Source organism: Mycobacterium sp. 3-98, from assembly GCF_035918355.1.
GTDB classification, from domain to species: Bacteria; Actinomycetota; Actinomycetes; order Mycobacteriales; family Mycobacteriaceae; genus Mycobacterium; species Mycobacterium intracellulare.
Window position 1 is genome coordinate 4,541,765 of sequence record NZ_CP142360.1, and the last position, 14,319, is coordinate 4,556,083.

The following is a 14,319-nucleotide window of genomic DNA, read 5'->3' on the forward strand; positions in this document are numbered from 1 at the left end:
GCCGCCGGTGTGCGACAGTTACCCCATGCTCCTGGCACTGCTGCGCCAGTACATCCAGCCGTACCGCCGGCTGGTCGCAATGCTGATGGTGCTGCAGCTGATCAGCAACCTCGCGTCGCTGTACCTGCCGACCGTCAACGCGGCCATCATCGACGAGGGCGTCGCCAAGGGCGACACCGCCGCGATCGTCCGGCTGGGCATCGTGATGCTCGGGGCCACCGGCTTGCAGGTGTTGTGCTCGGTCGGCGCGGTCTATTTCGGCTCCCGGACCGGGATGGGCTTCGGCCGCGACCTGCGCGCGGCGGTGTTCGAACACGTCCTCACCTTTTCCGAGCGCGAGAGCGCCCGATTCGGCGCGCCGACCTTGCTGACGCGCAGCACCAACGACGTGCGGCAAATCCAGTACCTGGTCCAGATCACGGCCACCGTGCTGGTGACCGCCCCGATCATGTGCCTCGGCGGAATCGTCATGGCCCTGCGCCAGGAGGCGGCGCTGACGTGGCTGTTGCTGGTCAGCGTGCCGGTCATGGCGGTGGCCAACTACTGGGTGATGTCGCACATGCTGCCGCTGTCCCGCAGGATGCAGGGCCTGATCGACGGCATCAACCGCGTGATGCGCGACCAGCTGGCCGGCGTGCGGGTGGTCCGCGCGTTCGCCCGGGAAGGTTTCGAGCGCGACCGCTTCGCGCGCGCCAACGCCGCGCTGTCGAACACCGCATTGACCGCGGGCAACTGGCAGGCGCTGATGCTGCCGGTGACCACGCTGACCATCAACGTGTCCAGCGTCGCGCTGATCTGGTTCGGGGGGCAGCGCATCGATCGCGGCCAGATGCAGGTCGGCTCGTTGACCGCCTTCCTGGCGTACTTCACGCAGATCCTGATGGCCGTGCTGATGGCGACGATGACGCTGGTGGTGTTGCCGCGGGCGTCGGTGTGCGCCGAACGGATCACCGAGGTGCTCACCACCCGTCCCGCCGTCACCGACCCGCCCGGCCCGGCGTCTCCCCCGGGCAAAATCACCGGTGTGGTCCGCCTGGACGGCGCAACATTCACCTATCCCGGCGCCGATCGCCCAGTGCTACAAGACATTTCGTTCATCGCCCGGCCCGGGACCACCACCGCGATCGTCGGCAGCACGGGATCGGGAAAGTCGACACTGATCTCCTTGATGTGCCGGCTCTACGACGTGACCGGCGGAACCGTCCTGGTCGACGACATCGACGTCCGCGATTACCACACCGAGCTGCTGTGGTCGGCGATCGGTCTGGTCCCCCAGCGCGGCTACCTCTTTTCCGGAACGATCGCCGACAACCTGCGTTACGGCGCCGCCCCGGGGCACGACATCACCGGCGACGAGATGTGGGAAGCGTTGCGGGTGGCCGACGCCGACGGGTTCGTGCGCGCGCACCCAGACGGGCTGCAGATGCGGGTGGCCCAGGGCGGCATCAACTTTTCCGGCGGGCAGCGGCAACGACTCGCCATCGCCCGGGCGGTCATCCGCCGCCCCGCCGTCTATCTGTTCGACGACTCCTTCGGCGCCCTCGACGTGCACACCGACGCGCGGGTGCGCGCCGCCCTCAAGCAGATATCGAAGGAAGCCACCGTCATCGTTGTCACCCAACGGGTTTCGACCGCCGCCCAGGCCGACCAGGTGATCGTCATCGACGGCGGAAGGCTGGTCGGCGCCGGCACGCATGAGTCGCTGCTCGCCGACAGCGCCACCTACGCGGAATTCGCCGACTCACAAGCCGTGGGCGCCTTGCCGTCAGGCCACGTCGGGGGCGCGCAATGACCTCGTCGACCAGCACCGCGACCCGGGGCGTGGCCCCGCCGCCGGCCGGGCGATCCCGCGATTTCTGGGGTTCGGCCGCCCGGTTGGTGAAACGACTTGCGCCGCAACGCAGATTGAGCATCGCGGTGATCACGCTGGGCCTCGCGGGCACGGTGATCGGCGTGATCGTCCCGCGGATCCTCGGCCATGCCACCGATCTGTTGTTCAACGGCGTCATCGGGCGGCAGCTTCCCGCCGGCATCAGCAAGGCACAGGCCGTCTCGGCCGCTCGCGGCCGGGGCGAGAACACCTTCGCCGATCTGCTGTCCGGAATGAACGTGGTGCCGGGCCACGGCGTGGATTTCGGGGCGGTCGCGCGGACACTGACGCTGGCGCTGGCCCTCTATCTCGTTTCCTCGGTGCTGATTTGGGCGCAGGCCCGGCTGCTCAACCTCACCGTGCAGCGCACCATGGTGGCGCTGCGTTCCGACGTCGAGGACAAGATCCACCGGTTGCCGTTGTCGTACTTCGACGGGCGCCAGCGCGGCGAGCTGCTCAGCCGGGTCACCAACGACATCGACAACGTCCAGTCGTCCCTGTCGATGACGATCAGCCAGCTGCTGACTTCGGTCCTGACAGTGGTGGCGGTGTTGGCGATGATGCTGTCCATTTCGCCGCTGCTGGTGGGGATCACCGTGCTGACGGTGCCGCTGTCGCTGCTGGCGACACGGGCGATCGCGCGGCGTTCCCAGCGGCTGTTCCTCGCCCAATGGGCGAGCATCGGGCGCCTCAACGCCCACATCGAGGAGACCTACAGCGGATTCACGGTGGTCAAGACGTTCGGCCACCAGGCCGCGGCCCGCGAGCAGTTTCGGGCCCTCAACGGCGACGTCTACCGGTCCAGTTTCGGCGCCCAGTTCTTCTCCGGGCTGGTGGCACCCGCGACCACGTTCATCGGCAACGTCGGCTACGTGGCCGTCGCCGTGGTGGGTGGCCTGCGGGTGGCCACCGGGCAAATCACCCTGGGCGACATCCAGGCGTTCATTCAGTATGTGCGGCAATTCAATTCGCCCCTGAGCCAACTGGCCGGGATGTACAACACCCTGCAGTCGGGGGTGGCCAGCGCCGAACGCGTCTTCGCCCTGCTCGACGAACCGGAAGAATCCCCGGATCCCCAGCCCGCGGCGCCCCCGCCTGCCGATGGCGCCCCACGCTGGACCGGCCGCGTGGAATTCGCGCATGTCAGCTTCGCCTACCGGCCGGGCGTCCCGGTGATCGACGACCTGTCGCTGGTTGCCGAACCGGGTAGCACGGTGGCGATCGTGGGACCGACCGGGGCGGGCAAGACCACGCTGGTGAACCTGTTGATGCGGTTCTATGAGGTCGATTCCGGCCAGATCCTCCTCGACGGGGTGGACATCGCCACGTTGGACCGGCATTCGCTGCGGTCGCAAATCGGCATGGTGCTGCAGGACACCTGGCTCTTTGACGGGACGATCGCGGAGAACATCGCCTACGGGCTCCCCGAGGCCGGCGACGACGAGGTGGTGGCGGCCGCCGAGGCAGCCCACGTCGACCCGTTCGTGCGGTCGCTGCCGGCCGGCTACCAAACCCGGGTCAGCGGCGACGGCGCCAACATCAGCGCCGGCGAAAAGCAACTCATCACCATCGCGCGCGCGTTCCTTGCCCGCCCGCAGCTGCTGATCCTGGATGAGGCGACCAGCTCGGTCGATACCCGCACCGAGGCCCTCATCCAGCGCGCCATGTGCGATCTGCGCCGGGATCGGACGAGTTTCATTATCGCGCATCGTCTTTCGACGATCCGCGACGCCGATCGGATCCTGGTGATCGAGGGGGGCCGGATCGTCGAACAAGGCAACCATGCCGAGCTGCTGGCCCGGCGCGGCGCCTACTACGCCATGACCCGCGCATGACAACCGCGGCCGGCGTCGCGGCCACGAAATGCTGGCCCGCCGATTGTCGGCGTTATCATGCGGCGCGACGGGTGGGCGCTTACCGTCATGATTGCTCGGTCACGGGTCGACGATCGGGCGTGCGTCCGCAACGTTGCCACGGGACGGCGGGCCGGGGGTCGGGTTGGAAGGATGAGCAATGAGCGACGAGCAGGCCTCACGGGCGGGGTCGATGTTCGGCCCCTACCACCTGAAACGGCTGCTGGGCCGCGGTGGGATGGGTGAGGTCTACGAGGCCGAACACACCGTCAAAGAGTGGACCGTGGCGGTCAAACTTCTCTCCGAAAGCTTCAGCAGAGACCCCGTCTTCCGCGAGCGGATGAAACGCGAGGCCCGCACCGCCGGACGTTTGCAGGAACCCCATGTGGTGCCCGTGCACGACTACGGCGAAATCGACGGCCAGATCTTTTTGGAGATGCGCTTGGTCGAGGGCACCGACCTGGACAGCGTGCTGAAACGCTTCGGCCCGCTGACCCCGCCACGCGCGGTCGCCGTCATCACCCAGATCGCCTCCGCGCTCGATGCCGCCCACGCCGCCGGCGTCATGCACCGCGACGTCAAACCGCAAAACATCCTGGTCACCGCGGACGACTTCGCCTACCTCGTCGACTTCGGCATCGCCAGCGCCACCACCGACGAGAAACTCACCCAACTGGGCACCGCGGTCGGCACCTGGAAATACATGGCGCCCGAACGGTTTTCCGACGCCGAGGTCACCTACCGCGCCGACATCTACGCGTTGGCGTGCGTGTTGTTCGAGTGCCTGACCGGGGCGCCGCCCTACCGGGCCGACAGCGCCGGCATGCTGGTCTCCGCCCACATGATGGACCCCATACCCGCGCCCAGTCAGCGGCGCCCGGACATCCCCAAGGCCTTCGATGCGGTGATCGCGCGCGGCATGGCCAAAAGGCCCGAGGACCGCTACGCGAGCGCGGGCGACCTCGCGCTGGCCGCCAAGCAGGCGCTGAGCCACCCCGATCAAGACCGCGCCGCCACCATCTTGCGCCGCAGCCAGGAAGCCGCACTGCCCACGGCCGTCAACCCCGATCCCCGGCTGAGCACCGCGCCGCCTCCCCGGCCGTACCAGCCCGTGTTCAACACCCCGCCGCCGTCGCCGTCCGCGGCGCCGTATTACCAAGGCGCCAGCGCCAATTGGGGCGGCCCGCCGCCGCAGTTCGCCAATGCGACGCCGTGGGGTCAGCCCCCGCCCAGGCCCCGCCGCAACGTCTGGCTCGTCGTCGCGGCCGTCGCCGTGGTGTTCGTTCTCCTCGGGAGCGGGTTGGGCATCTGGCTGGTCACGCGGCCCGATCCCGAACCGCCACCCCCCGCGCCGCTGGAGGCCGACCGTCTCAGCGCCCTGCTGCTCGGCCCGTCCGATATCAACACCGTGATGGGCTCGTCGACGATGCAGCCGGGCAAACCCATTACGTCGACGGACCATTCGTCGGTGACGGTGTCGACGCCCGACTGCCAGGGCGCGCTCTACACGACCCAAGACCCGGTGTATGCGGGCACCGGTTACACCTCGGTGAGTGGACTGGTGTCCTCGGAGCCGGGCGACAACTACGACCACTGGGTGAACCAAGCGGTGGTGCTGTTTCCGTCCGCCGACAAGGCCAAGAGCTTCCTGGAGAACTCTGCGGAGAAGTGGAAGGGCTGCGCCGGCAAGACGGTCACGGTCACGAACAAGAGCAAGACCTATCGGTGGACGTTCGCTCAGGTTCAAGGGAGCCCGCCGAAGATCACGCTGATGGACACCCAGGAAGGCGCCGACGGTTGGGAGTGCCAGCGCGCACTGACCGTGGCCAACAACGTGATCGTCGACATCAACGCGTGCGGGTATCACATCAGCGACCAGGGCGCCCAGATCGCGGACAAGATCGCCGCCAGAATCGCCGACGAGTAGCCGGACGGTTACGCGCCAACGCCGTTAGGGCGTCACGGCATTGCTACGACTGCAGATCGGGACCCTGCGCACGCAGGTCGTCGACCGCCGTCATCGCGTCGCGCAATTTGGCCAGCCATTCCTCGGCATGTTCGCCGACCAGCTTCACCGACCAGGCCAGGGCGTCGGCGCGCGACCGCGCGACGCCGGCATCCACCAACGTGTCGAGCACCTGGCGTTCGGGCTGCTTCAGCCGGGTCATCACAGGTACTGCGATGTGGGTGAACAGGATTCGCTCCGAGCCGACCTCGACCCCCCAGGAAACCTTGCGTCCGTAGCGATCCTGGGCTTCGTCGGCGATGTGCATTCTCTCGGATCGCGTCTCCTCGCGGAATCGCGACGCCCGTCCCGCCGCGCGGGCCTCACTCTCCCCGCTCTCGGCGCTCGCCGTGTCCGGGAGCCGTCCGATGACGGTGATCTCTTCGCGGTCGACGATCACCGTGGGGTCGCCGTCGAACCACTTTTCGGGAAGGCGTCCGGCGAACCATTCCGCGGCGTCGCCGGCGTCGGGTTGCTGGGCTTGCTGCCAGCCTCCGGGGCGACCGTACCGCCGCCCATGGGTGTGATGCGCTTTCATGATTACATGATTACACCGTTGCACGTATAACGGAACAGCGTTCGCCGGGGGCGAAAGACGGGCCGGTCGCCGAACTCATCTCCACGCCTGAAAACCCGTTGATCCGGGCTGTTGTGCGGCGTATTTTGGGTAGCGAAGCAGGCCCGGGAAGCGACCAATTCGAAGCGCCGGAACACGGGGTAGGAATCCGGCCGCGTAGGACACGCGTAAGACGGAGTCAGACGCCCCCTGGAGTCGCACCGGGCCTGCCCATATTGATGTCACCGCGGCCGGCGGCCGTCAGTCCTCGGCGTCGCCGCGCCGGATGCGGAACAGTTTGACCTCGCCCTTGATGCCCTTGAGGTGGCGGGAGCCCGCGAACGATGCCGAAAACTCACCGCGCTCCCCGATGACGTCCCACACCGAATCCGCCGCCAGGACCGTGCCCGGGCGCGCCACGCTCGTGACACGGCTCGCCACGTTGACCGGACTGCCGAACCAATCGCCGGCACGGCTCACCGCCATGCCGGAGGCCACGCCCGCCCGCAGCCGAGGGAAGTCGTTGTCGGAGTCGACGGCTTCGACGAGTTTCAGGACGACGTCGAGCAACGGTTGCGGCTCGGGGCAGACGAACATCACCGCGTCGCCGATGGTCTTGATGAAACGCACCGGAGGAACGGTCATGTCGCGGGCGAGGATGGCCAGCCGGTTGGCCAGATGCCCCAGCTCTTCGGGCGTGACGGCCTCACCGATCCGGGTGAAGCCGACCAGGTCGGCGAAGGCGACGCTGATTTGGCGCGCGCCCGGCAGCGGCTTGCCGGCGGCGCGCTCGGCGGCGTTGACCGCTTCGGTCTCCATCATGTGGCGCAGCTGCATGAACAGCATGTGCTGGATCATCGGGCCCAGCATAGGCGCGATTTTGGTCACCAAAGCCTTTGAGGCTTGCGCGATTTCGAGCTCGCTGGCGCCCGGGCGCATGATCGCCGAAAGCGCCGAGTACCGCATGACCTCGGCGGTCCGCGACAGACCTTCGGCGAGCACCCGGACCACGAGAATCACGTGCTCGGGGTCCAGGCCCAGCTCGACGAACCGCTGGGTGAAGGCGGCGGCCTCGCCGTCGGCGCGCATGTGAACGGCCGCGTCGGGGTCGTCGACGCGGACCAGACCGATGGCGCGTTGCACGCGCTGCAGCAGTCCCAGGTCGATGCCGTGGGTCTCGCTGATCTCCCGCGTCGACACGTACGTGCCGTCGTCGCCGATGATGTGGCGGGTGGCCAGCAACAGAGGCGGATTGGTCGCCCGGATCTCCTCGGCGGTGATGCCCTGCTCGAACAGCCACCGCACCAGTTCGGCCCGTTCCGTGCGCGCGGTTCCCTCGAGCCCTTCGAGCAGGTCGTCGATGGTGTGGTCGTCCCCGTCGTGCACGTCGCCAACGTACAACGCGGGCGCGTCATGATGTGAGGTGATGAGCACACCGTTGCTGCGGGGATTCCCGCCGGTCGTCGACGAGCGCGCCAGGACGCTGATTCTGGGGTCGTTTCCCAGTGCGCAATCACTGGTGGCGGACCAGTACTACGCCAATCCACGCAACGCGTTCTGGTCGATCACCGCTGAGCTTTTCGGCTTCGACGCCGCCGCGCCCTACGACAGGCGCCTGGCGGGACTGCAATCCCACGGAATTGCGCTTTGGGATGTTCTTCACACGTGCCGCCGCCGCGGCAGTTCCGACTCGGCCATCGATCCAACCAGCCTGACGGTCAACGACTTTGGCGCGTTCTTTGCCGACTACCCCGCCATCACGGCGGTGTACTTCAACGGCGCCAAGGCCGCCGAGCTCTACCGCCGCCGGGTGGTGTCGCCCGACGAGATCCAGTGCCACCGGCTGCCGTCGACCAGCCCGGCCCACGTGATGCGGCCGGGCGCCAAGCTCGCGGCGTGGGCGCCGATCGCGAGCGCGGCGCCGCCGGGCGAAGCGGGTCGGCGCGCGTAGATCCAGCCGATCGCGAGCGCGGCGCCGCCGGGCGAAGCGGGTCGGCGCGCGTAGATCCAGCTGGTTGCGGAGGCCCGTCCGGTCTCATGACACCGGGGGCCGGCGAAGGGCCCACGGTCGAGCGGCTTCGATCTGCGCCGACAGCGACAACAGCGTCGCTTCGTCATAAGGCCGGCCGACGAGTTGGACCGACATCGGCATCCCGTCTGCGTCGAGGTCCCAGGGAACCACCGCGGCGGGCTGTCCGGTCAGGTTCCAGACCTGTTGGTAGGGAACGTATTGCCCCACCCTCAGCAGGGTCGACACGGCGCCGCGCCGTTGGTAGGCGCCGATACGGGATGGGCCCGTCGCCGTTCCCGGCGTGACGACGACGTCGACATCGTCGAAGATCGCCTGGATCCGCGACACCACGGCCCCCTCGGCCGCCCGCAGGGACTCCATCCGGCGGTCCGAGAAGAAAGACCCCAAGCGGGCCATGTTGCGGGTGCGCGGTTCCAGGCGTTCGGGATGAGCCAGGGCATCGGCGTCGTCGCAGATGCCGCGCAGGTAGCGGGGCAGGTAGTTGGTGAGGATCGCCGAGGCCGGATATTCCGGGTCGGCCGTGATGACGTCATGCCCGAGGTCGCGAAGCAACGCGCCGGCCTCGTCGACCGCGGCCAGCTCCCGCTTGCCGACCCGAACCGGCAGCGGGGTTGGGACCTTGGCGCTCAACGCAATTCGTAGCCGCCCGGGGCTGCTGGTCGCCGCGGTCACGAACTCCCCCTCGGGCCCGGGCACCGTCGACGTCGCGTCCAGGAACACGGCCGCGTCGATCACCGTGCGGGCGATGGGGCCGTTGACGCTCAGCCCGTACCAGGCGTCGTCGTGGGGTTCCAGCGACACCCGATCGCGCTGCGGCTTCAGGCCGAACACGCCGCACCAGGTCGCCGGGATGCGGATCGACCCGCCCCCGTCGGAGCCCAACGCCAGCGGGGCCAGCCCGGCCGCGACCGCGGCGGCGCTGCCGCCGCTGCTGCCGCCCGGCGTGCGCCTGGGATCCCACGGATTGCGGGTAGCTCCGAAGGTCAGCGACTCGGTGTACGGCAGCATCATCAGCTCGGGCACATTGGTCTTGCCGACGACGACGGCGCCCGCGGCGCGCAACCGGCGCACCACCTCCGCGTCGGAGCTCACCGCGGGCCGGTGCCCGCCGCTGCCGAAGGTCGTCACCTCCCCGGCGACATCGACGTCGTCCTTGATCGCGACCGGCACGCCGAGCAGCGGCAGCCGTTCGCCCGCGTCCAGGCGGTCCTGCGCCACGGCGGCCTCGTAGCGAGCTTTGTCAGCGAGCACCACGCGGTAGCACCGCAGCTGGCTGTCGAGCTGGGCGATCCGCTCCAGGTAGACCTCGAGCAACTCCGGTGCGGTCAGTTCACCGTCGGCCAGCATGCGCGCTTGCGCCGCCGCGCCGGCGAAGGCGAGATCGTCGTTCACTGCGGCAGCGTAACCCCGTAATTGGGCCGGGCCCTGGCTGGCGTCGGCGGGGCCGCGGGGCGGCAACAAGTACCGTGGGCGACATGTCCTGCGTGTTCTGTGCGGTCGTCGCCGGGGAAGCTCCGGCCATCCGGATCTACGAAGACGACGACTACCTGGCGATCCTCGACATCCGCCCGTTCACTCGTGGCCACACGCTGGTGCTGCCCAAGCGGCACAGCGTCGACCTCACCGACACCACGCCGGAGACGCTGGCCGGAATGGTCACCCTGGGCCAACGCATCGCCCGGGCCGCGCGCACGACGGAATTGGCCGACGCGACCAACATCGCCATCAACGACGGCAGCGCCGCCTTCCAGACGGTGTTCCACATCCACCTGCACGTGTTGCCGCGCCGCAACGGCGACAAGCTGTCGGTGGCCAAAGGAATGCTGCTGCGCCGCGACCCCGACCGCGACGCCACCGGCCAGATTCTGCGCAACGCACTGGCCCGTATCGACGCAAGTCAACCGGATTAGGCCCATGGCGGCCGTCCTTCGGCGGCACCGGAAACGGCACCAACCTGGCAAAAGCCACACTTAGCGCGCGTCTGCAGCGGTTTAATGCCCTGTAACTCGTGGTGATGCTGTTGTTTCTTCACCACACAACAGGGGAGCTCAAGCGTGACGAAACGGCGGGCGGTGAATCCGTGGCGGCGGTCGGGGGTGCCGGCACCCGCCGGGTGGGCCCTCGTCTCCGTGTACGGCGTAGCCGGCGTGCTGATCGTGCTGTCGTCGTTCTGGGGATGGCGCGGCCCGTACGGGACGCACCCCATCAACGGGTTCGTCATCGCGATGTGCCTTGCCATCGCGGCGGCATACGCCGCGCGCGCGGCCCGCTTCAAGCCCCGGCGCCAACGATTCGGATGGCTGGCGCTGGTGACGGCCCTGCTCGGCTGGGCGGCCGGTGAGGTCATCTGGGCGTTCTACGACGTGCGCCCGGAATTCGATCACGCCACGCACCCTGCGGCAACCGAGTTCGTCCTTCTGCTGTGGCCGGTCGGCGCGATGACGTCGTTGGTGCTGCTGTCCCAATTGTCTCGCAAGAGCCCCCGGCGTCTGCTGCTCGACGGTCTCATCGTGGCGACGTCGCTGTTCGTCATCGCCTGGGTGTTCGTGGTCGAAGCGCAGCTGCAGGAGCATTCCGGCGCGCGGCTGGTGACCTCGGCGGAGGTCTTCGCCGACATCGTCCAGGTGACGACGGCGATCCTGATGCTGTCCCGGGCTCGTCCCGGCGACCGGCCGAGCCGCAGCCTGCTCGCCGCTGGCGTCGCGACCATCTGCATCGCCGACATGGCGCTGGTCTTCTATACCGGCATCGCCAGCTATCACACGGGCGGGGTCGGCGACCTGGTCCGAGTCGCGGGCCTGGCGTTATTGGCGCTCGCGGCCCTGGCCGCCGCGCACGAGCGTCCCGCGCCCGCGCCGCCGGATGAGACCGAGTTCCGGGCCCGGCTGTGGCTGCCCTACTTGCCGCTGATCCTCGCCGCCGCGGCGGGCTGGGCGCACGCGGCGGGCCATTCGATACACGACCCCATGCTCGCCGCGCTGGGCATCCTGGTGGCCGCCGTGCTGGCCCGGCAATTCGTCGTCCTGGTCGACAACCAGAATTTGTTGTCGGAGGTCGCGCGCGAGGCGTTTCGCGACAACCTGACCGGTCTGGCCAATCGCGCCCTGTTCCTGCAGCGCCTGGAACAGGCCGTCGCGCGCCGGCATCCCAACGGCATGCCCATCGCGGTGCTGTGCCTGGACCTCGACAACTTCAAGTCGGTCAACGACGCCCTGGGCCATCCGGCCGGCGACGAGCTTTTGGTCAGGGTGGCCGGGCGGCTCACCGCGGCGTTGGGGGAAAGCGGGACCATCGCCCGGCTCGGCGGCGACGAATTCGCGGCGGTCATCGAGGCTTCCGTCCAAGAATCGCAGGCGGCCGCGCACCGGATCCTCGACGCGTTCACCGGGGCCATCCTGATCGACGGCATTCCGATCATGGTCCGGCCCAGCATCGGATTCACGGTGTGCACCGGCGCATCGGCCTGCACGGTCGACCAGCTGCTGAGGCACGCCGACCTCGCCATGTACGCCGCCAAACGCGAAGGCGGGCAATGCATCCGCAGCTTCATGCCCGACCTGCCGTTGCCGTACGCGTTCCCGGCGTCTCCCGATTCCGGGGAATCCGACGTGGCGCCGCCGGTCGATGGCGGCGGCGGTGTCGCGACGCCGCAGGCGTCACCGCCCGTTTCCGACGTCGCGACACCGACCACGAACTCGCCCTCCGGCGATGTCGGGGACGATGCCCCTCGGCCACCGAGGGGTATCCGGGTGGGCTTCGCGGTGCTGGCGGTCGGCGTGATCGCCTTCGCCGCGTCCAGCGTCGCGCATCCGGACGCGGGACACGGCATGTTCTCGGCCACAACGCTGTATTCGGCGCTGACCGTGTTGGCCGCCGGTCTGGTTGTCCTTCGCGCGTACCGCGTCTCGGCGGACCGGTTGGCGTGGTCACTGATCGCCGCCGGGATGGCGTTCTCGGCCGCGGGCGACATCGTCTACGCGTTGTTTGTGCCCAACGGTCGCTCCCCGTCGGTGGCCGACCCGGTGTACCTGGCGTACTACCCGCTGGTGTACGCCGGGCTGCTGCTGCTCATGCGGGCACGGTTCAAGCGGTTGCCGATCCCGATTCAGCTCGACTCGCTGGTGTGCGCCCTGACGCTGGCGGCGGTGGCCGCGGCCGTGACGGAGGGCCCCATGCGGGCGGCGACGTCACGCACGCCCGCGACGGTGTGGATGGGATTGGTCTACCCCTGGATTGACCTGGTGCTCCTGGCCCTGGCCGCCGGCATGCTGCCAATACTCGGTTGGCGCAATGACTTTCGCTGGGCGCTGCTGATGACCGGACTGGTCGTGTTTGCGGTGGCGGACGTAGCGTACCTGTTCCAGACGACGGCGGGCTCCTATCGGGTCGGCACCTTGCTGGATGCCTGCTGGCCGGCGTCGTCGTTGCTCATCGCGATGGCCAGCTGGTCCCCTTCGTCGCCGGCGGCGCCGGTGCCCAGACACCGATTCAGCCCGTACGTCACCCCGGTGACGACTTCCGTTGTCGCGCTGGGAGTTATCGTTCTGGCGCATCATTCGCGGCCGGCCGCGACCCTGGCGGCGTTGAGCCTGGTCGTGGCGACCGCGCGATTCTCACTGACCTTCCGGGACGTGAGCCTGCTGCACACGCACGACAAGCACGCCATGACCGACGAGTTGACCGCGTTGCCCAACCGGCACTCACTGGCCAGCGCCCTGACCGCGTTGCCCGCTACGGCGCCGGGGTCCGCGTCGATTCCGGGCAGAGCGCGCGCCCGGCGGGCTCTGTTGCTGTTGAGCCTGAGCGATTTTCACGAGATCACCGACTCGATCGGTCGCCAGTTCGGCGATGAGTTGCTGTGCCATATCGCAAACCGCCTGTCCGGCAGCGTCCGTCGCGACGACCTGCTGGCGCGGGTCGGTGATGACCAATTCGCCGTGCTGCTCGCGGACGGGGCCAACCTCACCGCCGCCAGCGCTCAGGCGGGCCGGCTGCTGGAAGCGTTGAGTGAGCCGATCGCCTTGGATCCGATCACCGTCCAGGTCGAAGGCCGCATCGCCATCGCGCTGTGCCCCGACCACTGCGACCACCCGGAAGAGCTGCTGGGCCGCGCCGAGACCGCGATGGCGCACGCCGAATCCGCTCGCAGCAAGATCGCGGTCTACGACTCGTCCTTCGAGGTTTACCGGAACAACGACCCCAACCTCATCGAGGACCTGCGCACGGCCTTGTTCGACACCGACGAGCTGAAATTGCACTACCAGCCCAAGATCGACGGGCGCGACGGCAGCGTTCACAGCGTCGAGGCGGTGCTGCGCTGGCAGCATCCCACCCGCGGAACGCTGCTGCCGGAGGAGGTCTTGCCCGTCGCCGAGCGCGCCGGACTGATGCGCAAGATCTCCAACCGCACCCTGAGCATGGCGCTCAAACAGGTCCGGTGCTGGCGTGAGCAGGGCATCACGCTCACCGTCGCGGTGAACCTGTCGACGACCAACCTGCTCGACATCGAGCTCGTCGGCACCGTGGAGCGGCTGCTCGCGAATTATGACCTGCCCGCCGACGCGCTCATCCTCGAGATCACCGAGAGCGCGCTGGTGGATTCCGCGCGATCCCGCAACACCGTCGCCGCCCTGCAACGCTTGGGGATCCGCATATCGCTCGACGACTACGGCACCGGCTGGTCGTCATTGGCCCGGCTGCAAGAGGTTTCGGTCGATGAGCTCAAACTCGACCGGATTTTCGTAACCCGCCTGGATCACGACGCACGATCGGTCGCGATCGTGCGGTCCACGGTGGCGCTCGCCCACAACCTGGGCGCCGACCTCGTCGCCGAGGGCGTCGAGAACGAGGCCACCCTGGACGCGCTGCACCGGTACGGCTGCATGATCACCCAGGGTTACGTGCACACCGCGCCGTTGCCGCCCGACGAGTTGCGGGACTGGATCGCCCAGCACGCCCCCGAACCCCGCACCCGCCAGTTCAACCGGCGGGCGTGAGCGGGAC

The 14,319-nt window shown here is 68.6% G+C and carries 9 protein-coding genes; 6 read left to right on the top strand and 3 right to left on the bottom strand.

The genetic code is table 11. From position 1 onward, the window contains the following. The first annotated feature begins 25 nt into the window (after positions 1-25). From QGN30_RS21275 to QGN30_RS21285, 3 genes are all read left to right on the top strand, one after another. Positions 26-1,792 (top strand): ABC transporter ATP-binding protein, encoded by a 1,767-nt coding sequence (locus tag QGN30_RS21275; RefSeq protein ID WP_248923565.1) that lies wholly within the window; start codon positions 26-28, stop codon positions 1,790-1,792. Next, the gene (locus QGN30_RS21280; RefSeq protein ID WP_248923564.1) at positions 1,789-3,705 is read left to right on the top strand and encodes an ABC transporter ATP-binding protein; all 1,917 of its coding nucleotides are present in this window, start codon (positions 1,789-1,791) and stop codon (positions 3,703-3,705) included. The genes QGN30_RS21275 and QGN30_RS21280 overlap by 4 nt, the downstream gene beginning before the upstream one ends. A 178-nt stretch (positions 3,706-3,883) precedes the next feature. After that, the gene (locus QGN30_RS21285) at positions 3,884-5,650 is read left to right on the top strand and encodes a serine/threonine-protein kinase PknH/PknJ (RefSeq protein WP_248923563.1); all 1,767 of its coding nucleotides are present in this window, start codon (positions 3,884-3,886) and stop codon (positions 5,648-5,650) included. Positions 5,651-5,693: 43 nt separating this feature from the next. On the opposite strand, the gene QGN30_RS21290 is transcribed toward QGN30_RS21285, so the two are convergent. Together QGN30_RS21290 and QGN30_RS21295 are read right to left on the bottom strand one after the other, a co-directional pair. Continuing rightward, entirely contained in the window at positions 5,694-6,266 is a 573-nt protein-coding gene (locus QGN30_RS21290) for a hypothetical protein (RefSeq protein WP_065508569.1), read from the bottom strand. Positions 6,267-6,545: 279 nt separating this feature from the next. Further along, a complete protein-coding gene (locus QGN30_RS21295) occupies positions 6,546-7,670 on the bottom strand; it encodes an adenylate/guanylate cyclase domain-containing protein (protein ID WP_172417497.1) in 1,125 nt (374 codons plus the stop codon). A 40-nt stretch (positions 7,671-7,710) separates the two neighbouring features. On the opposite strand from QGN30_RS21295, the gene QGN30_RS21300 reads away from it, so the two are divergent. Continuing rightward, a complete protein-coding gene (locus QGN30_RS21300) occupies positions 7,711-8,235 on the top strand; it encodes a DNA-deoxyinosine glycosylase (RefSeq protein ID WP_038535517.1) in 525 nt (174 codons plus the stop codon). 84 nt (positions 8,236-8,319) lie between these two features. Here QGN30_RS21300 and QGN30_RS21305 read toward each other — a convergent pair whose 3' ends face one another. Continuing rightward, positions 8,320-9,663, bottom strand: a complete 1,344-nt coding sequence (locus tag QGN30_RS21305) for an amidase (RefSeq protein ID WP_233042765.1) — start codon at positions 9,661-9,663, stop codon at positions 8,320-8,322. A 128-nt stretch (positions 9,664-9,791) separates the two neighbouring features. Here QGN30_RS21305 and QGN30_RS21310 point away from each other — a divergent pair, with 128 nt between their 5' ends. Next, positions 9,792-10,226, top strand: coding sequence for an HIT family protein (locus QGN30_RS21310; protein WP_009953969.1), 435 nt, complete (start codon positions 9,792-9,794; stop codon positions 10,224-10,226). Between the two features lie 219 nt (positions 10,227-10,445). Then, entirely contained in the window at positions 10,446-14,312 is a 3,867-nt protein-coding gene (locus QGN30_RS21315) for a bifunctional diguanylate cyclase/phosphodiesterase (RefSeq protein WP_248923666.1), read from the top strand. The last annotated feature ends 7 nt before the right edge of the window (positions 14,313-14,319 follow it).